26 protein-coding genes and 4 tRNA genes are annotated in these 22,979 nt (G+C 24.9%); 20 read left to right on the top strand and 10 right to left on the bottom strand.

What is annotated here, in order from left to right:
• Nucleotides 1-8: 8 nt before the first annotated feature.
• Nucleotides 9-431, bottom strand: a complete 423-nt coding sequence (locus tag MMOB_RS00820; RefSeq protein ID WP_192805346.1) for a hypothetical protein — start codon at nucleotides 429-431, stop codon at nucleotides 9-11.
• Nucleotides 432-646: 215 nt separating this feature from the next.
• Between MMOB_RS00820 and MMOB_RS00815 the strand changes: the two genes are divergently transcribed.
• The 17 genes from MMOB_RS00815 (at nucleotide 647) to ftsY (ending at nucleotide 10,627) form a co-directional block, all read left to right on the top strand.
• Entirely contained in the window at nucleotides 647-1,888 is a 1,242-nt protein-coding gene (locus tag MMOB_RS00815; protein ID WP_011264668.1) for a class I tRNA ligase family protein, read from the top strand.
• A 3-nt stretch (nucleotides 1,889-1,891) separates the two neighbouring features.
• Complete coding sequence (gene rlmB, locus MMOB_RS00810) at nucleotides 1,892-2,584, top strand: 23S rRNA (guanosine(2251)-2'-O)-methyltransferase RlmB (RefSeq protein ID WP_011264667.1); 693 nt, start codon at nucleotides 1,892-1,894, stop codon at nucleotides 2,582-2,584.
• Nucleotides 2,559-3,131, top strand: coding sequence for a sigma factor (locus MMOB_RS00805; RefSeq protein WP_041362794.1), 573 nt, complete (start codon nucleotides 2,559-2,561; stop codon nucleotides 3,129-3,131). The genes rlmB and MMOB_RS00805 overlap by 26 nt, the downstream gene beginning before the upstream one ends.
• A gap of 60 nt (nucleotides 3,132-3,191) precedes the next feature.
• Nucleotides 3,192-3,332 (top strand): 50S ribosomal protein L33, encoded by a 141-nt coding sequence (rpmG, locus tag MMOB_RS03550; RefSeq protein WP_225968658.1) that lies wholly within the window; start codon nucleotides 3,192-3,194, stop codon nucleotides 3,330-3,332.
• Nucleotides 3,332-3,559, top strand: a complete 228-nt coding sequence (gene secE, locus MMOB_RS00800; protein ID WP_011264666.1) for a preprotein translocase subunit SecE — start codon at nucleotides 3,332-3,334, stop codon at nucleotides 3,557-3,559. The genes rpmG and secE overlap by 1 nt, the downstream gene beginning before the upstream one ends.
• Entirely contained in the window at nucleotides 3,560-4,207 is a 648-nt protein-coding gene (gene nusG, locus MMOB_RS00795) for a transcription termination/antitermination protein NusG (RefSeq protein WP_011264665.1), read from the top strand.
• 105 nt (nucleotides 4,208-4,312) lie between these two features.
• Nucleotides 4,313-4,396: transfer RNA gene (locus MMOB_RS00790), tRNA-Tyr, on the top strand.
• 3 nt (nucleotides 4,397-4,399) lie between these two features.
• A tRNA-Gln gene (locus MMOB_RS00785) sits at nucleotides 4,400-4,474 on the top strand.
• Between the two features lie 64 nt (nucleotides 4,475-4,538).
• A complete protein-coding gene (gene proS / locus MMOB_RS00780) occupies nucleotides 4,539-5,969 on the top strand; it encodes a proline--tRNA ligase (RefSeq protein WP_011264664.1) in 1,431 nt (476 codons plus the stop codon).
• 91 nt (nucleotides 5,970-6,060) lie between these two features.
• Nucleotides 6,061-6,366, top strand: a complete 306-nt coding sequence (locus MMOB_RS00775) for a thioredoxin family protein (RefSeq protein ID WP_011264663.1) — start codon at nucleotides 6,061-6,063, stop codon at nucleotides 6,364-6,366.
• Between the two features lie 113 nt (nucleotides 6,367-6,479).
• Nucleotides 6,480-6,782 carry a thioredoxin family protein gene (locus MMOB_RS00770; RefSeq protein WP_011264662.1) on the top strand — a complete coding sequence of 101 codons (303 nt, stop codon included), beginning with the start codon at nucleotides 6,480-6,482 and terminating at the stop codon, nucleotides 6,780-6,782.
• Between the two features lie 54 nt (nucleotides 6,783-6,836).
• The gene (locus tag MMOB_RS00765) at nucleotides 6,837-7,658 is read left to right on the top strand and encodes a Cof-type HAD-IIB family hydrolase (protein WP_011264661.1); all 822 of its coding nucleotides are present in this window, start codon (nucleotides 6,837-6,839) and stop codon (nucleotides 7,656-7,658) included.
• Between the two features lie 22 nt (nucleotides 7,659-7,680).
• Nucleotides 7,681-7,755 (top strand) — tRNA-Cys (locus MMOB_RS00760).
• A gap of 4 nt (nucleotides 7,756-7,759) precedes the next feature.
• Nucleotides 7,760-7,836 (top strand) — tRNA-Arg (locus tag MMOB_RS00755).
• A 164-nt stretch (nucleotides 7,837-8,000) separates the two neighbouring features.
• Nucleotides 8,001-8,594, top strand: coding sequence for a 50S ribosomal protein L11 (rplK, locus tag MMOB_RS00750; RefSeq protein WP_011264660.1), 594 nt, complete (start codon nucleotides 8,001-8,003; stop codon nucleotides 8,592-8,594).
• Entirely contained in the window at nucleotides 8,587-9,288 is a 702-nt protein-coding gene (rplA, locus tag MMOB_RS00745) for a 50S ribosomal protein L1 (protein ID WP_011264659.1), read from the top strand. Before rplK ends, rplA begins: the two co-directional genes overlap by 8 nt.
• A gap of 58 nt (nucleotides 9,289-9,346) precedes the next feature.
• A complete protein-coding gene (ftsY, locus tag MMOB_RS00740; RefSeq protein ID WP_011264658.1) occupies nucleotides 9,347-10,627 on the top strand; it encodes a signal recognition particle-docking protein FtsY in 1,281 nt (426 codons plus the stop codon).
• 30 nt (nucleotides 10,628-10,657) lie between these two features.
• Here the strand turns inward: ftsY and MMOB_RS00735 are convergent, their stop codons facing one another.
• Genes MMOB_RS00735 through MMOB_RS03490 form a run of 5 tightly spaced genes read right to left on the bottom strand, consistent with a single transcriptional unit; the run spans nucleotide 10,658 to nucleotide 18,539 of the window.
• Nucleotides 10,658-13,762 (bottom strand): hypothetical protein, encoded by a 3,105-nt coding sequence (locus MMOB_RS00735; RefSeq protein ID WP_011264657.1) that lies wholly within the window; start codon nucleotides 13,760-13,762, stop codon nucleotides 10,658-10,660.
• Nucleotides 13,743-15,731 (bottom strand): leucine-rich repeat domain-containing protein, encoded by a 1,989-nt coding sequence (locus MMOB_RS00730; RefSeq protein ID WP_011264656.1) that lies wholly within the window; start codon nucleotides 15,729-15,731, stop codon nucleotides 13,743-13,745. Before MMOB_RS00730 ends, MMOB_RS00735 begins: the two co-directional genes overlap by 20 nt.
• A gap of 8 nt (nucleotides 15,732-15,739) precedes the next feature.
• Nucleotides 15,740-16,456: a hypothetical protein gene (locus MMOB_RS00725; RefSeq protein WP_011264655.1), complete on the bottom strand. Its 717-nt coding sequence runs from the start codon at nucleotides 16,454-16,456 to the stop codon at nucleotides 15,740-15,742.
• Nucleotides 16,456-17,448 (bottom strand): hypothetical protein, encoded by a 993-nt coding sequence (locus tag MMOB_RS00720; protein WP_156768862.1) that lies wholly within the window; start codon nucleotides 17,446-17,448, stop codon nucleotides 16,456-16,458. The genes MMOB_RS00725 and MMOB_RS00720 overlap by 1 nt, the downstream gene beginning before the upstream one ends.
• A gap of 17 nt (nucleotides 17,449-17,465) precedes the next feature.
• Nucleotides 17,466-18,539, bottom strand: coding sequence for a potassium channel family protein (locus tag MMOB_RS03490; protein ID WP_011264653.1), 1,074 nt, complete (start codon nucleotides 18,537-18,539; stop codon nucleotides 17,466-17,468).
• A 71-nt stretch (nucleotides 18,540-18,610) separates the two neighbouring features.
• Here MMOB_RS03490 and tsaE point away from each other — a divergent pair, with 71 nt between their 5' ends.
• The 3 genes from tsaE to tsaD all read left to right on the top strand — a co-directional run bounded on the left by tsaE (nucleotide 18,611) and on the right by tsaD (nucleotide 20,858).
• Nucleotides 18,611-19,006: a tRNA (adenosine(37)-N6)-threonylcarbamoyltransferase complex ATPase subunit type 1 TsaE gene (tsaE, locus tag MMOB_RS00710; protein ID WP_011264652.1), complete on the top strand. Its 396-nt coding sequence runs from the start codon at nucleotides 18,611-18,613 to the stop codon at nucleotides 19,004-19,006.
• A gap of 376 nt (nucleotides 19,007-19,382) precedes the next feature.
• Nucleotides 19,383-19,937: a hypothetical protein gene (locus MMOB_RS03485; protein ID WP_011264651.1), complete on the top strand. Its 555-nt coding sequence runs from the start codon at nucleotides 19,383-19,385 to the stop codon at nucleotides 19,935-19,937.
• A gap of 3 nt (nucleotides 19,938-19,940) precedes the next feature.
• A complete protein-coding gene (gene tsaD / locus MMOB_RS00700) occupies nucleotides 19,941-20,858 on the top strand; it encodes a tRNA (adenosine(37)-N6)-threonylcarbamoyltransferase complex transferase subunit TsaD (protein WP_011264650.1) in 918 nt (305 codons plus the stop codon).
• Here tsaD and MMOB_RS00695 read toward each other — a convergent pair.
• The 4 genes from MMOB_RS00695 to fba all read right to left on the bottom strand — a co-directional run bounded on the left by MMOB_RS00695 (nucleotide 20,851) and on the right by fba (nucleotide 22,953).
• Nucleotides 20,851-21,210 (bottom strand): hypothetical protein, encoded by a 360-nt coding sequence (locus MMOB_RS00695; protein ID WP_011264649.1) that lies wholly within the window; start codon nucleotides 21,208-21,210, stop codon nucleotides 20,851-20,853. The two genes, tsaD and MMOB_RS00695, sit on opposite strands and share 8 nt — an antisense overlap.
• 5 nt (nucleotides 21,211-21,215) lie before the next feature.
• Nucleotides 21,216-21,428: a 50S ribosomal protein L31 gene (gene rpmE, locus MMOB_RS00690; protein ID WP_011264648.1), complete on the bottom strand. Its 213-nt coding sequence runs from the start codon at nucleotides 21,426-21,428 to the stop codon at nucleotides 21,216-21,218.
• Nucleotides 21,429-21,506: 78 nt separating this feature from the next.
• Nucleotides 21,507-22,055, bottom strand: a complete 549-nt coding sequence (locus MMOB_RS00685) for a thermonuclease family protein (protein WP_156768861.1) — start codon at nucleotides 22,053-22,055, stop codon at nucleotides 21,507-21,509.
• 25 nt (nucleotides 22,056-22,080) lie between these two features.
• Nucleotides 22,081-22,953 carry a class II fructose-1,6-bisphosphate aldolase gene (gene fba, locus MMOB_RS00680; protein ID WP_011264646.1) on the bottom strand — a complete coding sequence of 291 codons (873 nt, stop codon included), beginning with the start codon at nucleotides 22,951-22,953 and terminating at the stop codon, nucleotides 22,081-22,083.
• Nucleotides 22,954-22,979: the final 26 nt, after the last annotated feature.

The following is a 22,979-nucleotide window of genomic DNA, read 5'->3' as shown; positions in this document are numbered from 1 at the left end:
ATTTCCTTTTATTTTATTACTTCTTCAATTAAGTTTATGTTATTTTTTTTGTATTCTATTTTTCTAAACTGGCCTTTGAAATTTACTTTCAAAATTATTGTTTCATTTTTGATTTCTCACAAAATACCTTTTATTTTTTTTGTTTCATTTACAAGAGAAATTTCAATGTACTTTTCTAAATAATTATCTAAATTTTCCTTTTGAATTGATAGGTTTATTCCCCTAGATGATATATCAAGAAAATATTTAGAGGGGAGTTCTTTTTCATAATTGTCTAAAATATTTGATATTTCTTTTGAGTATTCAGTTATTTTTTCCAAATTGTTTTCATTCAAAGTAATTTGTAAAAATGAATCATCTTTTTCTTTAGTTCAAGTTATTTCATAAATCAAATCAGGATATTTTTCTAGCAATTTTTCCTTGTAAGTCACTAATTCCCCTCTAATCTTGCAAAATTTAAAAAATAATATATAGTAAGTGAAATTACTATGTTTTTCTATATTTGCAAAAAACATATATCAAAATAATTGATATTCATACTAATTATAATATAAAAAATAAAAATATACTAATTAAAGAAGTCAAAATTTACTATAAATATTCTAATGCAATTAAAAAAAACATGAAAATATAATATAATTTTTTTATGAAATACATATATGTTTGTGGTCCAACTGTTTACAATAAAGTTCATATTGGTAACATGAAACCAATCATGACTTTTGATCTTTTTTTAAGAGGGGCAAATTTTATAGAAAAACAATACCTTTTTTTGCATAACTTAACTGATATTGATGACAAAATAATTGAAAAAGCTTCTAAGGAAAATAAAACCGAATTAGAAATAAGTGAATTATATAGTGATTTTTATTTAAAAATGCTAGATGAGTATAATATTAACAAACCAGATTATATTGAAAAAGTAACAGACAATATTAATATGATTATTGAATACATTGGACTGTTAGTAAAAAAAGGTTCTGGTTATATTAAAAAAGGTTCAGTTTATTTTGATACAACAAAATACCCTGAATATGGTTCTATTTCAAATTTAAATTTAAACAAAACTCTTGATGGTGATGATGATTTTAAAAATGAAAAAAATAATCCTCATGATTTTGTTTTATGAAAAAAAACAAAAGTTGGAATAACTTGAAAAAGTCCTTGATCTGAAGGAAGACCTGGATGACACACAGAATGTTCAGCTTTGATAAATCATATTTTCAAAAAAGATCAAATTGATATTCACGGAGGGGGAATAGATTTGATTTTTCCCCATAATGAAAATGAAAACATTCAAAATATTGCATTGCATGGACTTTCTTTGGCAAAAAAATGATTGCATGTTGGACATATTAAGTGAGAAAATGAAAAAATGTCTAAATCATTAAATAATTTTATTTTAGCAGATGATTTCATTGAAAAATATGGGAACGATACATTCAGAACATTGATTTTAAATACTAGTTTTTCAACTCCTATCAGTATAAATGAAGAAATTTTAGAATCAAATAAAAAAATTTCAAATAAATATCAAGTAACTTTTAATCAAGCGAATTTATTAATAATGCAAAGCAAAAAAAGACAAAATGAAGTTGAAACTCAAAAATATCTTGAAAAAATTGCTAAATTACTAGAGAATTTTGAATTTAGCAAAATAAATTTTGAAATTAATTTGCAAATTAAGTTATTTAATAGTGTGGTAGATTTAGATGCAGCTAATAAATTAGTAGAATGTTTTAAATTATTAGGGTTTAAATTTAGCTCACAAAATGTCAGTCAAAAAGATTTGGATTTGTTTTTGAAATGAAAAATAGAAAAAACAAATAAAAATTTCAAAATTTCAGATAAATTATTTCTAGAATTAAAAGAAAAAAAGTTGGTTTAACTTATGAAGTTGTATTTAAGTGGTAAAAACTCAATAAGAGAGGCAATAGAAAATAAAGTTGAAATAAAAAAAATTTTTCTGATAAATAAAAAAGATTATGAAAGTATTTACAAAGATATTATTGTTGAATATACCAATTTACAAACTTTGAATGAACTAGTAAAAACAAATCATCAAAATATTGTTGCAGAATTAAAAGAATTTAATTATTTTTCTCTAGAAAATATAATTAAAGATAAAGCTGATAAAGTGTTAATTTTGGATCACATTCAAGATTCCTTTAATTTCGGTTCCATTCTAAGAAGTGCAAATGCTTTTGGTTGAAACTATATTATAATCCCTTCCAAAAGATCTGTTGAGATAAACGATGTTGCATTGAAGGTATCATCTGGTGGTTTTTATAATGTAAAAATTATAAAAATAGACTCTTTAATTGTAGCTATTAATTTTTTAAAAGAACACGGTTTTTGAATTTATGGATCAATGCTAGATGAAAATTCATTTGAAATAAAAAATGCACCAATAAATTTTCCAATTGGTTTGATAATTGGAAATGAACATAGTGGGCTTTCAAAAACAATGATAAATTCATTAGATGTAAAGGTAAAAATTATGATGAGTGGAACAGTACAATCTTTAAATGCTGCAGTAGCAACAGGAATTTTACTTCATGATCTTAGCAAAAAAAGTAGGTAATAAAATAAATATGATGATAAATTCGAATAAAATAGTAAAAATAGAAACACTTGAAGAAGTAAGTAAATTCACTTTAAAAAACTGAGTGATGAAACATAATGATTATTTAATTTCAAGTGCAAAAGCAATTTTAAAAAAATATAATATTCCTTTTTTGGAATACACTGATCTTTTAAATGAAGTTTATTTCAAATTTGAAGATTTAAAGAAGAAATTTAGACCAGAACAAAATGTAACATTTAGAACATTCTTTTTTAAGTTTTCAAAATTTTTAATGCAAAATAAGTGTAGAGAGTATTACGGAAAAAAATATAGTGTTTTAAACAAATATTATTGAATAGAAGATTTAGAATTTGCGCTAGAAGATAATTATGATTTGTATCAAGTTCCGGTTGATTTAAAAATTTTAAGTAAAGATGATTTGAACATGTACGATCTTGTTGTTGAAAAAAATGTTCATGGTAGAAAACTTTCAAAAATATTAAAAAGCAAACCTTCCGAGATAAGAGAAAAATTGTCCAAAATTAGAAAAGATCTCTTTTATTAAATTAACTTAATAATAAATATTAATATTCATAAAATATAAATTATTATATATAATTATCAAATGATAAAAAAGTATGCATTAGCTTGTGAAATGTGTGGAACTAAAAACTATCATGTGAAAAAATCAATTTCTGAAAGATTAAAACTTAATAAATACTGCTCAAGATGTAAGGAGCACACTTTGCACAAGGAAGAAAAATAATGAAAAGCAAAATTTCGAGTAAACCAAAAACCAAAATGAAAAAACGTAAAAATTTTGTTTTTAGAGATTTTACTAAAGAAATGAAAAGGGTTAAATGACCTGAAAGCAAACCTTATTTTATATCTTTTGTATATGTTATAATTTTTTTAATATTGTGTACTTTGTTTTTCTATGGAATAGTTACTGGATTTACACAATTATTCAATACAATAGGAGTTGGAGTTTAAATGAAAAAAGAACTAAAAATTGAAAATGAAAAAAATAAAGAAGTTGAATTAGAAAAAAACACAAGAGATGATTCTCTTTTTCATTGATATACAATTTCAGTTGTTTCCGGAAAAGAAGAAAAAGTTTTAGAATCTTTAAATAATAAAATTAAGTCTTTAGGAATGGGTGAAGTTATAAAAGAAATAAAAATTTTTCAAACTCCTTATTTAACTGAAAAAGAATTAGAAAAAAAGCGCAATGGTGAAAATTTTAAAGTAAAACAAGAAAAACTTTATAAAGGATACATTTTTATGAAAATGATAATGACTGATGATGTTTGATTTATGGTTAGAAACACTGAAAATGTAACTGGCTTAATTGGTAGTTCTGGTAAAGGTACAAAACCAACACCTATTTCCGAAAGAAAGTTTTCTAAAATGCTAGATTTTGAGAAAAAGAAAATTGAAGAATTTGGATCTGGTAATTACAATTCAAAATTCAAAATTGGTTTAGTAGCTAAAGTTCTAGAAGGGCCTTTTAAAGATGAAGAAGGAATAATTTTAGAGAATAATGATATTAAAGCCTTAGCAACTATTGCTATTGAAAGTTTTGGAAGAAAAACACCTGTTGAATTCGAACACAAAAACTTAAAAGTAGTTTCGGAATAAATAAAAAAAATGGTAAATATTACCATTTTTTTTATTTATGAAAATCATAAATATGTATAATATAAAAGTGATTGAGGTTATTTTAACTTACTATCACAATAACTTGGGGGGGTAGCAAAGCGGCCAACTGCGGGTGGCTGTAACCCACTTTCTTAGGATTCGGGGGTTCGAATCCCTCCCCCCCCACCATATTGCCCCATAGCCAAGCGGTAAGGCATCGGTTTTTGGTACCGACATGCGTTGGTTCAAATCCAACTGGGGCAGCCATATCACCTATAGGGTGTTTTTTTATTTTTTTGAATTAATTTTAATTTTTTATATAATTTAAACTATGAATATAAAACTTTTAGACAAAATCACTCCTTTAGAACAAGACTTCGCAAAATGATATACTGATGTAATTACAAAAGGAAATTTAGCTACTTATGGAGTTTTGAAAGGAAATATTGTTTTTATGCCAAATTCTTATGGAATTTGGGAAAATGTTCAAAGTAATTTTAATAAAATTATTAAAGAATTGAATGTTAAAAATCTTTATTTGCCTACTCTTATTCCAGAAAGTTTAATAAATTCTGAAAAAGATCATGTTCAAGGATTTGCCCCTGAATTAATAACTGTTGAAAAAGTTGGGGATAAAGTTCTTAATGAAAAACTTTTTTTAAGACCCACTAGTGAAGTTTTGTTTGCAGAATATTTTAAAACTCAATTAAATTCTTACAATGATTTACCATTATTATTAAATCAATGAGCTAATGTTTTTAGATGAGAAAAAACAACTAGTCCTTTTTTGAGAAATAGTGAATTTTTATGACAAGAAGGTCACACTTCACATTATTCCGAAGAAGAAGCTCATCAATTTTCTAAAAAAATGATTCAAATTTATGCAAATTTTTTTGAAGAATTTTTAGCAATTCCAGTAATTATTGGGCAAAAAACTGAATCTGAAAAATTTGCCGGAGCCCACACAACATACACAATTGAAGCAATGATGAAAGATGGAAGAGCCTTGCAAAGTGGAACAAGTCATTATTTGGGACAAAATTTTGCAAAAGCTTTTGACATTTCTTTTAAAGATAAAGATAATTCTAAAAGCTTTGTTTATCAAACTTCTTGAGGTATTTCAACAAGATTAATTGGTGCAATAATAATGGTTCATGGAGATAATCGAGGAATTATAATGCCCCCAAAAATTGCTACAAATCAAGTTGATATAATTACTGTTTTTGCAAATAAAAATCCTGAAGTTTTACAAAAAGCAAATGATTTATTCAAAACTCTTAAAAATGATTTTAGAGTAAGAATAAATGATTCAAATAAAAGTGTAGGATTTAAAGCTGCACAAAGCGAAATTGAAGGAACACCAATAAGAATAGAAATTGGTCCTGAAGATTTAAAACAAAATAAAGTTATTTTAATAAGAAGAGATACTCAAGAAAAAATTGATGTAAAAATTGATGAATTAAAATCTGAAATTTTTTCACAAATAGAAAAAATTCATGAAAACTTATTAATGCAAGCAAAAAGATTGCTAAATGAAAAAATTGTTGATGTTGAAGACTATGAATCTCTTAAAAAAGAAATTGCTAAAGGTAATTTTGTAAGAGTTCCTTTTGATGGAGACAAAAAAGAAGAAGAAATCATTAAAAAAGAAACTTTTGCCACCCCTAGATGTATTCCTCTAAATTTTATTGGAGAAACTAAAAAATGTATAATGACAAATAAAGAGACAAAAAGGTATGTAATTTTTGCAAAATCATATTAAAGTTAAGTTTTATATCAATACATAAACTTTAACTTATATATGGTATACTTATAAAGTAGAAATACAAAATGATATTTAGGAGAATTTTAATATGATTAAACATGTAACAAAATCAGAAATTAATTTTAAAGAATTCAATAAAGGATTAAAATTATTAAATTTTCATGCTTTATGATGTGGACCTTGTAAATTATTAGGTCCAGAGCTTGAAAGAGTTTCAGAAAAAGGTTTTGAAATCTATAGAGTAGATGGAGATAAAGACAAAGAATTTGCTCAAGAAATGGAAATTCCAGGATTTCCAACTTCATTTGTTTTCAAAGATGGAAAAGTTGTTGAAACAGTTGTAGGTTTTAGAGCTGAAGAAGAAATTTTAGAAATCTTAAATGAATATAAATAGACTGTTTTTTTCAAAGTTTTATAAATAAAAAAAGAAGCTAAAACTTCTTTTTTTATTTATAAATGATGCTTTATATAATATAATTATTTGTATAAGATCTTGGAGAGTGTTTTATGGTTCATGAAGTAGTAAAAAAGCAAATTGACTTTGAAAAATTTAATAAGGATAAAAAAATTCTTGTTTTTCATGCAACTTGATGTGGCCCTTGTAGAATGTATGGGCCAATTTTAGAAGAAGTGGGTTCTAAAGGTTATGAAATTTTCAAAATAGATGTTGATAAAGATAGAGAATTCACAAGAGAATTTGGAATTAAAAACACACCTTCTACACTTTTTTTCAAAAATGGAGAATTAAAAGAAAAAGTTATTGGATTTAAATCTGCAGATGAATTAATAGATTTAATTAATAAGATTTAAATCTAAATTTATGCTTTTTTAGAATTAAAAAAATATTCTCAATATAATTAAAATATGATTGATTTTGATATAAAAGGCTATTTTATTGATTTAGATGGAACTCTACTTGATAAAAGTAGGCACAAGTTGTCTGATTTCAATAGTGTTGTTTTGAACCAAGTTAACAAAACTACCCCAATAATTATATCTACTGGAAGAGGAGAAAGCCGTTTAATTTATCAATTAATGGAAAAACATAATTTAAAATATGCAATTTGTCAAAATGGTGCGCTTATAATTGATAGAAATGCAAATAAACTTTTGAATTTGACTATTGAAAGAAACACAGTTCATAAAATAATTGAAATTGCTAAAAAAAACAAAGTCTTTTTTTTGATAAATTCACGTGGTAATTTTTACGGACCTAAAAAATCTATTTTTAGATTTTTTGCAGATAAATTTTCAACTCTATCTGCAAAACCTTATGAAAATTTTAATTTTAATGTAAATATTGAAGTTAATAAAATTCTTTTGATAGCTCCTATAAAATCGAAATTAAATGAGTTTTGAGATCAAATAAAATCATTAGGATTAAATGTGACCATTACAACAACTGCAAATGGATGAGCTATTGAAATAACGGATATAAAGGCTTCAAAAGGCTTAGCAAGTATATTTGTTTCAAAACTTTTAGGAATTGATCCGCAAAAAACTGTTCATATTGGAGATAGTATGAATGATTCAACAACCTTAGGAAAAGTAGGTGCTTTAATAGCATTAGAAGATGGATCTAATTCTTTAAAAGAAATTGCAACTCATATTGGACCAAAATATAAAAATGGTGGAGTTGCCAAAATTTTAAATGGAGAATTTAAGAAAAACAATAAAAATAGATAAATTAATGTAAAATTTTTTTGATGGCACCATAGCCAAATGGCCAAGGCATGGGTCTGCAACACCCTGATTACCGGTTCGAATCCGGTTGGTGCCTCCATAATGCGCCTGTAGCTCAATTGGACAGAGTGTTTGGTTACGGCCCAAAAGGTTAGGGGTTCGACTCCTCTCAGGCGCGCCAAAAGCAATTTAATAAATTGATCCATAGCCATATTGGCTATTTTTTTATAAAATTTAATATAAAAAAATTGAAAAATGATACAATTAAAATGCAATTTAACTATTGCCTCTACAAGTGGGAGAAGAAATTCGTTACCACACAGAGATCTATAAAAGGAGATGCTCATGGCTAAGAAAAAAGAAGTTGTCAGAGTTGCAAAGTTGCAATTTAATGCAGGACAAGCAAAACCTGGACCTGAACTAGCAGGTCTAGGAATTGTTATGCCTGAATTCACTAAACAATTCAATGACGCTACAAGAGAAAGAAGTGGGGAACCGGTTCCGGTTCAAATTATAGTTTATAAAGATAAATCATTTGATTTTAAATTATTCACTGCTCCAACATCTTTCATGCTTAAAAAAGCTGCTGGAATCAAATCTGGTTCAGCAAATTCAAAAACTACAATTGTTGCTACAATTAAAAAATCACAATTAGAAGATATTGCTAAATATAAAATGCCAGATTTAAATACAAAAAATCTTGAAGAAGCAATGCATACAATTGCAGGAACTGCAAGAAATATGGGGATTCTTGTTGAAGGATATGATGATATTGTTAAAGCAAGAGAAGAAGCTAAATTAGCAGCAAAAGAAGCAGCATCTGCTGCTGCATTTGAAGCTAAATTAGAATCTGATGCTGCTCAATTATTAGCAGAAAACAAACAAAGTGCTGAAGTTGAAGTAATTAAAGAAAAAGATAAGGGTAATAAAGATGAGTAAAAAAATTACAAAAAATCGTCAAAAAATAAATGAACTTATTAAAGATGTTGAAAATAAAATTTATTCATTAGATGAAGCTATTGAAATGGCTAAAAAAACATCATTTGTAAAATTTGATGCTTCAATTGATATTTCTTTAAAATTAAATCTTGACACTAGAAAAGCTGATCAACAACTAAGAGGTTCTGTTTCACTACCTAATGGTACAGGTAAAATCATTAGAGTTTTAGCAACAAGTGATGAAAAAGAACAATTAGATTTAGCTAAAAAAGCTGGAGCAAATATTGTTGCAAACAAAAGTGATTTAGAAGAAATTTTAAAATCAGAAAAATTTGATTTTGATATCATGGTAACTGATCCAAAAATGATGCCAACCTTAGGTAAATATGGAAAAGTTTTAGGACCAAAAGGATTAATGCCAAACCCAAAAACAGGAACTGTAACTCCAAATATTGCTAAAGCTGTTGAAGAGATTAAAAAAGGTAAAGCTAATTATCGTGCAGATAAAGGTGGAATTATCAATTCTTCAATTGGTAAGGTTTCAATGGGCACAACTTCTCTTGTTGAAAATGCTAAAGTTTTAATTGATACAATTAGAAAATTAAAACCAGCAACTGTAAAAGGTATTTATATGCAAAATCTTACAATTTCAACAACAATGGGACCATCATTTAAAATTAAAATTGAAAACTAGAAAAAATACTGGAATAGTCCAGTATTTTTTTATTTAATTTTTTGTATATAATAAACATATGGGATTTTTTAAAAAATTAAAAGAACGTCTTTTTGGCTCTGAATTAGAATCAAAAAAGAATCAAAATGTCGAACAAAATATTGAAGAATTATTTATAAAAAATAAAATTGAAGAAAATATTTTAGATAAAGATCAATCTATAGAGTTAGAACTTGAAAAAAATAATGCTAGTGAAATAAAAACAGTACAAACAAATTCAAAAAAAAGTACAAGTATTTTCACAAAAATATTTTCAAGAAAAACAAATAATGATGATTCAATATCAAAAAAAGAACTTAAATTAAATGAAAGAGAAAAAGAAAAGAATTTAACAAAACTTGAAAAAGAAAACAAAATAAACAAATACATTGCTGGTTTAGATAAAAGTAGTTCGGCACTTAGTACAAGAGTAATGGAATTACAAAATAGATACAATAAAATTGATGATGACTTTTTTGAAGAATTAGAAGAAATTTTAATAATGTCTGATATTTCTGTAAATCTTGTTTTTACTATTATCGAGGAAATTAAAAAAGTTGTTAAAATTGAAAATGTAAGTGATCCAAAATTAATTGGCGAAATTATTGCAGATAAATTATTTGTTATTTATACTAATAATTCTATTGTTGATACTAATTTAAAAATCGAAAAAGGCAGATTAAATGTTATTTTAATGGTCGGTGTTAATGGTAGTGGGAAAACAACCACTATTGCTAAATTAGCAAATATGTATAAACAAAAAAGTTATAAAATTTTAATTGCTGCTGGAGATACATTTAGAGCTGGAGCTGTAGAACAATTAGGTATCTGAGCAAATAGGTTAGAAGTAGATATTGTAAAACCTGATAAAGAAGGTCAAGATCCATCGAGCGTTGTTTTTAAAGCAATGCAAAAAGCAAAAGATGAAATCTATGATCTTTTAATTATTGATACTGCTGGAAGATTACAAAATAAAGTTAATTTAATGAATGAATTAGCTAAAATAAATCAAACAATTTCTCGCTTTTTGCCAGAAGCTCCTCATGAATCTTTATTAGTTTTAGATGCGACAAATGGTCAAAATGCATTAAGTCAAGCTAGTGCTTTTAAAGAAGTAACTCCACTTAGTGGTATTGTTTTAACAAAAATGGATGGAACTTCAAAAGGAGGAATCATTATTTCAATTAAAGACTTAGTGAATATTGATGTTAAACTATTAGGTTTAGGTGAAAAAATGGATGATTTACAAGAATTTGATCTAGATGCTTTTATTTATGGTTTAACTAAAGATATGGTTCTTGAAAATTATTCTATCGATTAAAAAAATTACTCAAGAGTGATTTTTTTAATTTTAAGCAGAAATTACTAATGTAAAAACTCTTTGAGAAGCTGGTAAATTATTTAAATTATTGAAGGGATTAATATTTGCAAAATCAAATTCAATTTTTAATTCAGATGCATCTTGGTTAATTTCCAATACTTTAAAACTAAGAAAAACATCTGATTTTAATCCTACTGGTAAATTTAAAAATAAAATATCTCTAATATTTATTGATTCACCTACAACAAAGTTTGTTGTTCTATTACCTATGTATGTCGCTTTAAAATCATTTGCATTTGAATTAATAATGTTATTTTTAAGAATATCTGTTGTTAAAAATCCTAAAATTTCTACATTTAAATTTTCTAAATTGAAAAATTCATCTGTAAGTTTAATTTTGATTTTTATCGATCCTTTTTCAAAATTTTCACTTCCTGTAATGAATGAATAAGATAAAATATTTTTACTCATTAAAGGAGATGGTAAATTATTAAATGAAATATTAGAAGTCAAAGGATCATAAAAAATTTCATTTGTATTAGGAATTATTGGTAAAATATTATTCATATTTGAAATAGTTCCTGAAATAGTATTTAAACTTGAAAAAGTATTTGAAAAATTTGAAATTTCTACATTAGGAATTATTAAAGTACTTCCATACAATTCTTGATTAATAGTAAAATCAACAGTAATTGTCCCTAATAAAGGATTTGTTTTTCTAATTACATAAGATTGAATATTAGACATTTGAAGAGGTTGAGGTAATGAATTTATTCTAAAATTTGAAGCGCTAAAAGTTATTTCATTTTCTGAAACAATAGGTAAATTGATTCTTGAAGAACTTGAAATTTTAAACTGATCAAAAATTTCTGATGATTTTTTAAAACCTGAAATTATTATATTTTTTCTAAGCAAACCTTGATTTTGTGAAGAAAAAATTAATGATGCCGTAATTTCTCCGTTAATAGGTCTTGAACTTTCTACTATAATTGAGTTGATTTTAAAATTACTTAAAAGAGGGCCATTTTCAATATTTCTAAGTTCGAAACTAATATCTCCAATATTTTCAACAATTTTGTTTGAACTAACAAAACTTAATTGATTTGATAATAAAGAATTTTGTTTTACAAAGGCTTTTACTATTAAAGAATCGATTTCACGTTGCGAATTTTGGGTTATTAAAGATTGAGGAAGAGAAAAAATTTTTGAAAAAATTAATCTTGTTGAATTTTGATGATTCCTTAAAGTAAGTTGAATTTGATTTTCATTAACCCTAATAATTGTATAAGAATCAATAAAATTGGCTCCTATATTTGTAACACTACTATCGATATTTACAAAATTAGGTAATGAACCTTCAGAAAAATGAATCATTTCAGGTAAAACTTTTAGATCATTTGAAATAGTTACACTTAAATTTTGAAATGCTTCTTGGGCTGTTGTTGAATTTTTGAAATTTGCAAAAGGTATATCAAAAGTTTTAAATAAATTATTTAAAAAATTAATTCTCAAAGTAAAAATACTATTATTGTTATTCACATTATAAGAATATGAAATAATATTTTTTACATTAATTAAGCTATTGTTTTTAAAATTAAAGTTAAAGAGATTCTTAGGAGGAATGCCTAAAGTAGTTGTCAAATTATTAAAAGGTCTAATTCCAATTGGTGTAACACTTACTTCTATGTTATCAATATTTTTCATAGCATCATTCATTAAAGGAAAGGAACTTATTTCTAGTGAAAAGGAATTTGAAATTTGCCCATTTAAAGTAAGTTTTACACTTAAATTATCTATTCTTTCAAGTGAAAAAGATTTAATATTTTCAATGCCTATTCCTTCAGGATAAGAAAATACAAAAAGTGAATTTAATAAAATTAAATTTGTTGAATTAAAAATGTCGTTAGAAGGAATCGGAACAACAGAAGATGCTTTTACTGAAATCGTTTTAAAATCTTCTATTGAAGGAATAAAACCTGATATAGTTTTTGTTATTGTCAAACCACTAAAACTTATCAAAATTAAATTAACTGTTGTTGAATTAACTTTTTCAAGTCTATAAGATTTAATAGTATTTAAAGTTACAAAATCATTAAAAATTAAATTAAAATTCAAAATAGGTGGAATTCCCATTTGTTCTCCAAGTGTATTATTTGGAATTAATGTTTCATTTGCTTTAACTTCTAAAGAATTAAATAAATTTAATGCTTTTTGCTCGGTAGGTAAATTATTAACATTACCCAAAGAATAAACAATATCAATAGATGAATTGTTTGAGTTTAAAAAAGTTAAACTCAAATCAATTTCACTAGTGGAATTATTCTTTTTTATATTAAAAGAATCAATATCATTTTTAGATATATTATTTGAAAAAATAAATTTTACAAAATCTTCTGTTGGAGATCCTTTTCCTAAAATTTCTTCATTTTGATTCATGTTAGCAGATAAAACATTTTGATGAAATAAAGGGCTAATTAACACACTTACGTTTTTCTCTAAATTTTTTTGTATTTGGTCATTTTCAAAAAAAAGATTTTTTGAAAAATTAACACTTCTTGAAACAGTGTCAGAAACATTTAATTTTAAAGTCAGATTCTGATTATCTGGACTTATTGTATATGAATATGAAGTAATAAAATCTTCGATATTAAAATTCAAAAAAGAAGTTGAAAATCTAAATAAATTTCTTGGTGGTAATCCAATTTGATCTGATAAATTATTTAATGGGAAACTAGCTAAAATTGAAGTTCTAATATTTAATTGTTCTAATGCAAATTCTTGAGTAATAAAAGAATTTAAAATGATTGCTTTTTTTAAACCGGATTTTAATTTAATAATTAGTGTGATTTTTTTAGAAGAAAAAGAAGAATTAATTACTTCAAAATCTTCTATTGATTCATTTGTTAATCCTGTTGGAAATTTAAGAACAATTCCTTCAGGTAAAGATTGATATTTACCATTTTTAGGAGCTACAGTGTTTGATTCAATTGCAAAACTATTTTCATTAATTGAATTTAAAAGAATTTGTTGATTGCTTTTGATATTGTTGGAAAAAACAATCGCTGTGGGAACAACAATAATTGTTGCACCAATTACTAAACTTGAAATTAATGTTTTACTTAATATTTTTTTCATATTTCTCCTGAATGTTAGTTTTAAAATTAGACACTGCGACATTTCCAAATGAAGTATCTATTCCGTTGTTATTTTGATTACTCAAGAATTTAATACTATTTTTTAAAACATGTAATCTATTTAAAGCATTTAAGTTTTGATATGGAATTCAAAAATCAGATTTTAATTCTCTAACAAAAGCACCTTTTTCAATTGTCAAATCTTGAGTAAAAGTAAAATCATTTAAAAAATTAATTATTGAATCTAATGATATTGTAGAAAGTCTTGAATTTTCAGGATTGCTATTTGCAAAAGCATTTTCTCCAATAAAATTTAAGCTTGAAAAAACTCCATTTACTTGAAAAGATTCTAAATTATTATTCAAAAAAGCAGCCTTATTTATTTTTTCTAATTGACTTAAAGAAGCATTTCCAAAATTGATATTTTTAATTAAATTATTACTGAAAGCATTTTCTCCAATATTTTTTAAAGAAGCTGGAATTTGAATTGAATTTTCAATTTTATTATTAGAAAAAGAAAAATTTCCAATACTTTCTAAATTAGATGCATTTGATAAATCTAATCTAATCAAATTAGAATTTATAAAAGCTGAATCCTTAATTGATTTTACCTTAAAAATATTCCCACCAATGTCTTCAACAGTACTAGGAATTACAATTCTAGTTAAATCTTCTAAAATTGGGTTTAAATTGGTGTCAAATCCATTAAGTTCTGCGCTAATTTCTCCTGTGTTTAAGACACTAAGTCTATAATTAAATTTATCTCTTACAAAAATAGTGTTGTGTAAACTAGAAGACTTTTTAAAACCAATAAGATTTACTTTTTCAATTAGAGAACTTGAAAAAAAAGTTCCTATTTCTCGATTTCCTATTGTAATTTGAAAATCAACTAATACACTTCCTTCAAAGTCATTTGATATATTTTCTCCTGTTGAAATAGTTGCCACAATAGAATAATCTTGATTTGAATTAATAATTGTATTAAAGAAACTAAAACTACCATAATTCATAACTAAATTATCGTTCTTGATACTGCTTCTCAAAGAAAAATTTCTGTTCTTCAAAGAAGTACTTAAGAGCAATTTTCCTTGATCATTTATAAATGCTTCTTTATTTGAGTTTGCAAAATTTTGTATAGTTTCTTTTGAAATATCTCTTATCCAATTTTTATTACTTTCTAGAATTTGATTTTTCTCTGCTTTCAAAAATCCTCCAATGGTAACTGATTTGGATTTTGAAATTGTTGGAATATTTCCTGCAATTGTACCTTGTAAACTAATTTGAATTGTTCCTAATGCATCATTTGCACTACCATCAATATAATTTGCCTCTAAAGTTAAATTTACACTATTTGAAGCAGAATTTAATGATTGGAATTCTTGAAGCCCTTGAATTAAAGTAGAATTTAAAATTGATTGAGATACTTTTGAAGGCAAAGTATTAGAACCTATTACAGGATTTGTTTCATTTGAAGTGATTTGAGTTCTAGCACTAACAATTGAAGACACCCCATTTTTTAAAGATGTTTCAAATCTGTCAAAAATATTTTTTAAAATTTCTAAATTAGTATTATTTACTTGTGTTTGTGTTAAAAATCCTGTAACAGTTAATGTCTGGGACTCAATTGAAATTTGGTTTACTCCAGTTCCATTTGTTGCAATTATTTTGATATCTAAAGAACCTGTTTGATCATTAGCATTTCCCCCATTTACTAATTGAAAAATTAGATTAATATTTGTAGAAACACTAGGAATTGTTTTTAAATTTATATTTTGTAAAATCATTTCGTCCGATGTAATTGAAGAGGCAAAAACATTTTGGGATGCCGTTATCTTACTCGAATTAATTTTCGAAATTACTAATTGCAAATCTGAAATAGAAGCTGTCGAACAAGAAACAATTGTGATTGTTAAGCTTGATGTAAAAGCAATTGAACCAAATGCAAGTAAAGATTTTTTTAACTTTGTCATTTTACTCCTTAAAAATTTATTGTAAAAATAATTGTTTGATCAAAAATCTGAGAATCAATTAAACTAATTTTAAAACCAAAATTAATTGTTCTGGCTTCGTTATTCTTAATAAAATTATATGTTGAAATTTTTGTATTTGAAAATATTTCTATGCCAATTAAATTTTGAACTAAATTATTTTCATCCAAATTTTCTATAGAAGCCGAATTTCTTAATTTAATTTGTCCTGAAGTAAAATTATTTTCATAATTTAATTTGATCTTATTCAAATATGTTTCACTTGTTTGAAAACCATTTGTAACAGAAATATTTATGCTTTCTTTAACTCTTGCAGATCCTTCTCCTAATTCTATTGCAAAATTAATAATCATATTTGGATTGGGGTTGATGTTTTTATCTACAAATTCTGTTGACAAACTAATTGATTGTGAATTTAGAGAAATTCCTAGCAATCCAATAATATTTTCAATGATTGGTTTATTCTCTAAAAAATTTTCAAAATTCCGTTTAGAAATTTGAAATATAGAAACCGAATTTGTTCTTATCCTTACTTGATTATTAGTTTTTTGATTTTTTTCAATAAAATTTAAGATTTGCTTTGCAAAATTTTTATTTTCTTCAATTTTTTGATTTTGATTCACTAACACAATTGTTGTAGGAACAACAATTGAAACAACTGAAGTTGCAATAAGTGAAAAAGCAATAATTTTAGTTCTTTTTTTCATTAAAAACTTCCTGACATTTTTCTAATAATTATTTCAATAGGTCTTGATGTTTGAGAATTAGCAGGTGGGACACCATCTCTTGAAATAGTAATTATAATTCTTGCAAAAACTGAAGTTTCATTAAAACTTTCAATTTTATATGATATAGAATAAGTTATATTGTTTATATTTTCAATCCCTAATAATAATTCAAAATCTCTATTTATTAAAGTAATCAAGTTTTCATTATTTATTAAATTTACTTGAAAGGAATTATTTAAATATTCTGGTTTTAGAGCAATTGTTCCTGATTCAAAATTATCAATTCTCTGAATTGCAAGATTTGCAATTCCTTGAGGATCATTTCTTGAAACAAATCCTGAAACTGTGATCGTTCTATCTAAAGGATTTATATTATCACTTGGATCTGTTCCTTTAATTCTCAAACTAACACTTGTTTCATCCCTTACGATTATTAAATATTCTTCAACATTAGTTGTTAAACTAAGCTTAAAAATATTTGAAGGAGGTAATCCTTTTCTAAAATCTGAAAACGCGTTTGGTCTAAGTGTTTGAGCATTAAAGGGTTCCACTTTTATATTTGCAAAACTTTCAAAAGCATTTGTTCTAAAATTTCTAACCAATTGATTTTCTAATAAAACTTCTTGCCCATTCAATCGCAATGTTATATCTATAGAAATACTTCCGTTAAAATTATTTCCTCCATTTGAATTAGTTGCTTGATTAGTAAATTTAAAAAAATAAGTTAAATTGTCTATATTTGGAAGACCTAAAATGTTATTTCTTAAATTTGTAAGATTCAAAGCTGTGGGTAAAATTGTATCAGAACCTCTAATTATTCTATCTTCAATTTTATCTTGTATTTCTTTTTTTAAACTATTTAAAGTTGATTCAGTATTTGAATTTGAAACTAAAACAACTGTTGTTGGGGCAACAATTGCAATTATCGAAGCAATTGAAATACTAGTGCTAGTAAATATTTTTCATTTCATTTTTTTCTTCATTTTTTCTAAATTCTTTCCTTGTTTTTATTCTTCTTCTTTGCACTTAAAATTTCATTTATAATCTCATCTTCTTTTCTTGATTTTTTTGAAAAAAGCAAGCTATTTTTTTTAATTGGTCTTGAAGTTTTTTTTGAAACATTAATCAAAGCTTTTGCACTACCTGCAATAATTTTTTGTAAAAGAACTCCTTTTTGACTTTCTTTTGATTTTTCATTTTGTTTTTGAAAGGCTTCATTATTTTGCAATTCTTGCAAAAATCCTCCTGCAATAATACCTGCTGGGATTGTAAATATTGCTACTCCTATAAGTGCTAAAATTACAACCATTGCTTGCCCAAGGGGTGTTACAGGACTAATATCTCCAAAACCGATTGTTGTTAAAGACACTATTGTAAAATAAAAAGCATCCCAAAAATTAGTTATTTTAGCATTTTCGACTAATTCTGCTTGAAAAATAATAAGGGCAAATAAGACAGAAATAATAATTAAAAAAATAAAAACATTAAATAATAAAACTCGTTGTTTCACAAAAACATTTTTAATGCTTGTAAAAGGAGTAAGAACATTTAAAAATAAAATTAATCTCCCTAATCTTAAAAAAACTAAAGAATTAACAATTTGTGAAAAAGCAAGAAAAAAGGCACTGTTCGCATTTGAAGTTATTGAAGGAGAAATAATTATAATTAAAGAAGGTAATAGCGCAAAAAACATTACTATAGAAACACCTGTGAAAGGAAAAAACAACAATGAATATTTTTTATTTTCTACTCTTAAAGGAAATGTTATTCATCTAAAAAAATAATCAATTATTAAAATAGAAAACAAAACATAATTAATTGTGATAGAAAGAGAAATCGGAAAAAGATTTTGTCCATCTTTTGTAGCACTAAATAATGGAATAAATGATATGAAAATAATTGTTATAACTAAGATTAAATATAAAAGCTTTAAAATTTTTGCAAATTTTACATTTTTAGATCTTATATATGAATCATCACTATCGCTAACAGCAATATAATTTAAAATTTTTCATAACTCTAAATTTTTTTCATAATTAATAATTTTAAAAATATTTTTCATATTTAAATTTTACACTTTATTAGTTTAATTCTACAAGTTTTAGAATTTTCATTATAATTAAAAATAGATTTATGAAATTTATAATAGAAGATCAAAAAGAAATTGAAAAGGTTGCAAAATTTATTCTTTCTATTTTTAATGATAGACCAATATTATTATTTGGTGAAATTGGTACTGGAAAAACAACTTTAGTGAAAGCAATTGGAAAAGAACTTAAAATAAAGGAACTTATTAAAAGTCCTTCTTTTAACAAGATGAATATTTATGATAATAAAATTGTTCATATTGATGCTTATAATTTGAAAGAGTCTTTAGACACGTTTAAAGACTATTTTGAAGATAAAATAGTAATTATTGAATGAGCAGATCTAATTGGAGATTTTTTTGAAGATTTTGTCAAAGTATGTTTCAAAATTGAAGAAAATAAGCGAATAATTGATGTGAAATATAAAAGTAAAGGGAGGTAATTATTTTAGATGATATCTAGAATTTCTTTGTTTTTAAATTTATTTAATTGAATATTGCTTTTTAAAATCTTTTGAATAAAAATTATGCATATATTTCAATAAAAAAGATTATCTCCAAAAATGAGTAATGCATGATTTGGATAGTTAAAATTGTGTTTTTCATTAAACCATAAGTTATAATTAATTTGTTGCCTATGATTATTTAAATTCTTGCAATAAAAGTAGTGAAGAAATCACAATAAATTTCATTTAAGACCTATGCCATTTAATTAGTGTGATATAAATAATTAAAGTTAAATAGATTTTGAAAAAAATTTAAAATTATAGAAAAATAGATATTACTTTTGATAACAATTCAAAAGATAAAAAGGAAATCATGAAAATTTTATTTGATACAGTAAACTCAGATTTTTATATGGCTCTTATAAGTAATGAATACAAATTAATAGAATTCATCCATTATGAAAATATTAAAGAAAAAGTTGAACTTATACCGGATATTTTTAATAAACTTTTAAAAAATAATAATGTATGTGTAGATGAAGTTAAAGAGTTTTATTTAAATATTGGTCCGGGAAGTTTTACAGGTAGTAGAATTTCATTAGTTTTTTGCAGAACTATTGTAAAAATTAAAAAAAATATAAAAATTTTTACTATTAATAATTTTATTTGATTAGCAAATAAAAAAGAAAGTCACGAAATAAATATTTATGCAGGAGGAAAAAATTTTTTTTGCGCAAATGTTGAAAATTTCAAAATTGCTTCAGAAATTTCTTTAAAAGAAGAAAAAGATTTTTCAACAAACAAAAACTACAAATTATTTGAAGCAAATATTTTAGATGAATTGAATAGATTTGAACATAAAAGTAATATTGATGAAATTGAACCTTTTTATTTTAAAAATCCACAAATTGGAACTGGGAAGGAGTAAAAAATGATAATTTTAGGAATTGAGAGTAGTCATGATGATACTTCTATTGCAATTTTAGAAAATAAAAAAGTTTTATTTCAATTAAGTTTAAGTCAAGTTAAAACACATGAAAAATTTGGGGGTACTATACCAGAAATTGCTAGTAGAGAACATGTAAAAAATATTAACATTCTTTTGACAATGTTAATAGAAAAATTTGATTTATCAAAACTTGATTACATTGCTTATACAGAAAAACCAGGATTAATCGGAGCCTTACAAATAGGATTTTTATTTGCAAGTGCTCTTTCTATTTCTTTAAATAAAAAATTAATTCCTATAAATCATCTTGAAGCTCATTTTTTTAGTAGTGAAATAACAAATGAAATTTTGTACCCAGCAGTAGGACTAGTTGTTTCAGGGGGACATAGTCTAATTTATTATGTTAAAAATGTAAATTCTTTAGAAATTATTGGTGAAACACTGGATGATGCAATTGGAGAAGTTTTTGATAAAATTTCTAGAAAACTTAATTTAGGTTTCCCTGGAGGACCAATCATTGATAGAATTTCAAGTGAAATTGTTGGAGATATCAAATTTACAATCCCTAAAACAGAAAGGGATTTAGATTTTTCGTTTAGTGGAATTAAAACTCAAGTTATAAATTACATAAATAATTCTAAAAATTTAGATATTAATAATGTTGCGTCTAGCTTCCAAAAAACAACAATTGATTATATTGAGGAAAAACTTAAATTAGCAATTAAAAAACACCATCCACAATCTCTTGTTGTAGGTGGTGGTGTTAGTGCAAATACAGAATTGAGAAAAAGATTATCTACGTTGCATGCAAATGTTTTATTTCCAAAAAAAGAATATACAACAGATAATGGAGCTATGATTGCAATAACAGCTTTTTTGAAATTAAATAAGTCTAGTTAATTTTTGTTTCATCAGTTTCAAGGTAATCTTCATCAAATGAATTTTCATCCAAAGATTGAAATTCTGATGAAGTTATGTTCATACTTTTAAATAAGGACCTAAATAAACTTTCAAGTTTATTAAAACTTGGAGAATTAGTTGACAAGTCTTTAATATTTTTAGAATCTAATTTTGATAATGTTTCAGAAATCTTTCTACCAGTAATAAATAGATTTTTCAATTTTTTTTCTTCTTCATTTAAAATTACTTTGCTAAATACACTTTCAATAAATTCTTCTAAAGTTAGAGTAGTCTTTTTTTCAAAAATTTTATTAATTATTTCAATAATTTCTTCTTTTGAATAATGTTTCATAGTTATTATTTTTCAGCAGATTTTGTTAAACGACGATTGAAACGATCAACTCTTCCTGTTGTTCTTTGGATTGAACGATCACCTGTAAAGAAAGGATGACAATTAGAGCAAACATCAACACTAGATTTTTTTGCTGTAGAACCAAAAATATGCTTTTTTTCACACGTTGAACATGTTAAAGTAATATTTTTATATTCTGGATGGATATTTGGTTTCATGATTTACCTCTTGCTTATATATTGTTTAGATATTTTAACTTATATTTAATTGTATTTTATCATAAAAATAAATTGAAATTAAATTAAATTCACATTTGGATTTGGAAAAATTGTCTTAATGGAAATATTTTCAAATTGTCAAAAACCTTTTTTTAATTTTATAGCTATATTTTGAGCTTCAAGAAGCGAATAAAAATAATTTGTGTCTCTAGTAAAAAAAGGACTTTTTTTGTCTAATGAAACATATTGGACTATTCCTAAACCATTTTTTATTATCTCTAGAGCAAGATCTTTTTTATTGTTTTGAATTCTAGCTATCAATCTACCAAATTTATCTTTAGATTTTGGAGAAATTATTATTTCTCTCAAACTATTGAAAAATGATTCAGTAAATTTTTTTGCTTCAATTGCAAAAAAATACTCTAAACCATTGGATTCAATGTTATTTTCCCAATAATGAAATTTCTCAGGGGTGTCTACTCCAAATAATCTAATTTGCTTAGAATTAATACTTAGTGTATCTCCATCTAAAATTTCTATAGATTTTATATCTTTATAAAAATTTTCATTCTGGGTAGAACAACTTATAATAAAAAGAAAGGAAATAGAAATTTTTAAAAGAAACATGATTTTAAATAATTTTTTAAAATATTTAAGCTTTATTTTGTGAGCCAAGTTCAATAATTTTTTCTTTAATTACTTCTGCCATTGCTTTTATACCAGGAGCATAAATTTTTCTAGGGTCATAGTTTTTATCAACATCAATTTTTCCTGAAATAACAAATTCCTTAATTGCTTTTTTGTTTGCTCATTGTAATTCCGAGTTGATATTAATTTTTGAGACTCCTAAAGAAATAGCCTTTTTAATTTGATCGGTTGGAATTCCACTTCCTCCATGTAAAACAATACCTTTTTTAATTTCTTGTTCAATATTTTTTAAAGCATCAAAATTTAGAGATTTTCAAGATGCTGGGTATGGGCCATGAATATTTCCAATTCCAGCTGCAACAACATCCACTCCTAAATTAGACATTTTAAGTGCTTCTTTAGGATCTGCAATTTCTCCTTCTCCAATTATTCCATCTTCTTCTCCACCAATTGAGCCAACTTCAACTTCAAAACTTACATTATATGGTGCTGCTTTTTTAATAAGTTCCTTTGATTTTTTATAGTTCTCTTCAAAAGATAAATGACTTCCATCAAACATTATTGATGTAAATCCTGCTTCAAGAGCTTTTTCTACACCTTCATATGATCCATGATCTAAATGTAGAGCAATAGGCACAGTAATTTTTAAATCTTCAATTAGAGATGAAACTAAGGCATGAACAGTTTTCATTCCTCCCATATATTTAATAGCACCTTCACTAGCCCCAATAATCAAAGGCGAATTCATTTCTTGGGCTGTTAAAAGAATTGTTTTTGTTCATTCTAAATTGTTTGTGTTAATGTGTGGAATTGCATATTTACCTAAATAGGCTTTTTTAAGCATTTCTTTTGCATTTACTAATTTTGTTTTGTTCATTTTGTTCTCCTAAATATATATAACTT

It is taken from the genome of Mycoplasma mobile 163K (assembly GCF_000008365.1).
In the GTDB taxonomy this organism is placed as follows: domain Bacteria; phylum Bacillota_I; class Bacilli_A; order Mycoplasmatales; family Metamycoplasmataceae; genus Mycoplasma_J; species Mycoplasma_J mobile.
This window is presented reverse-complemented; position numbering and strand designations above follow the sequence as displayed.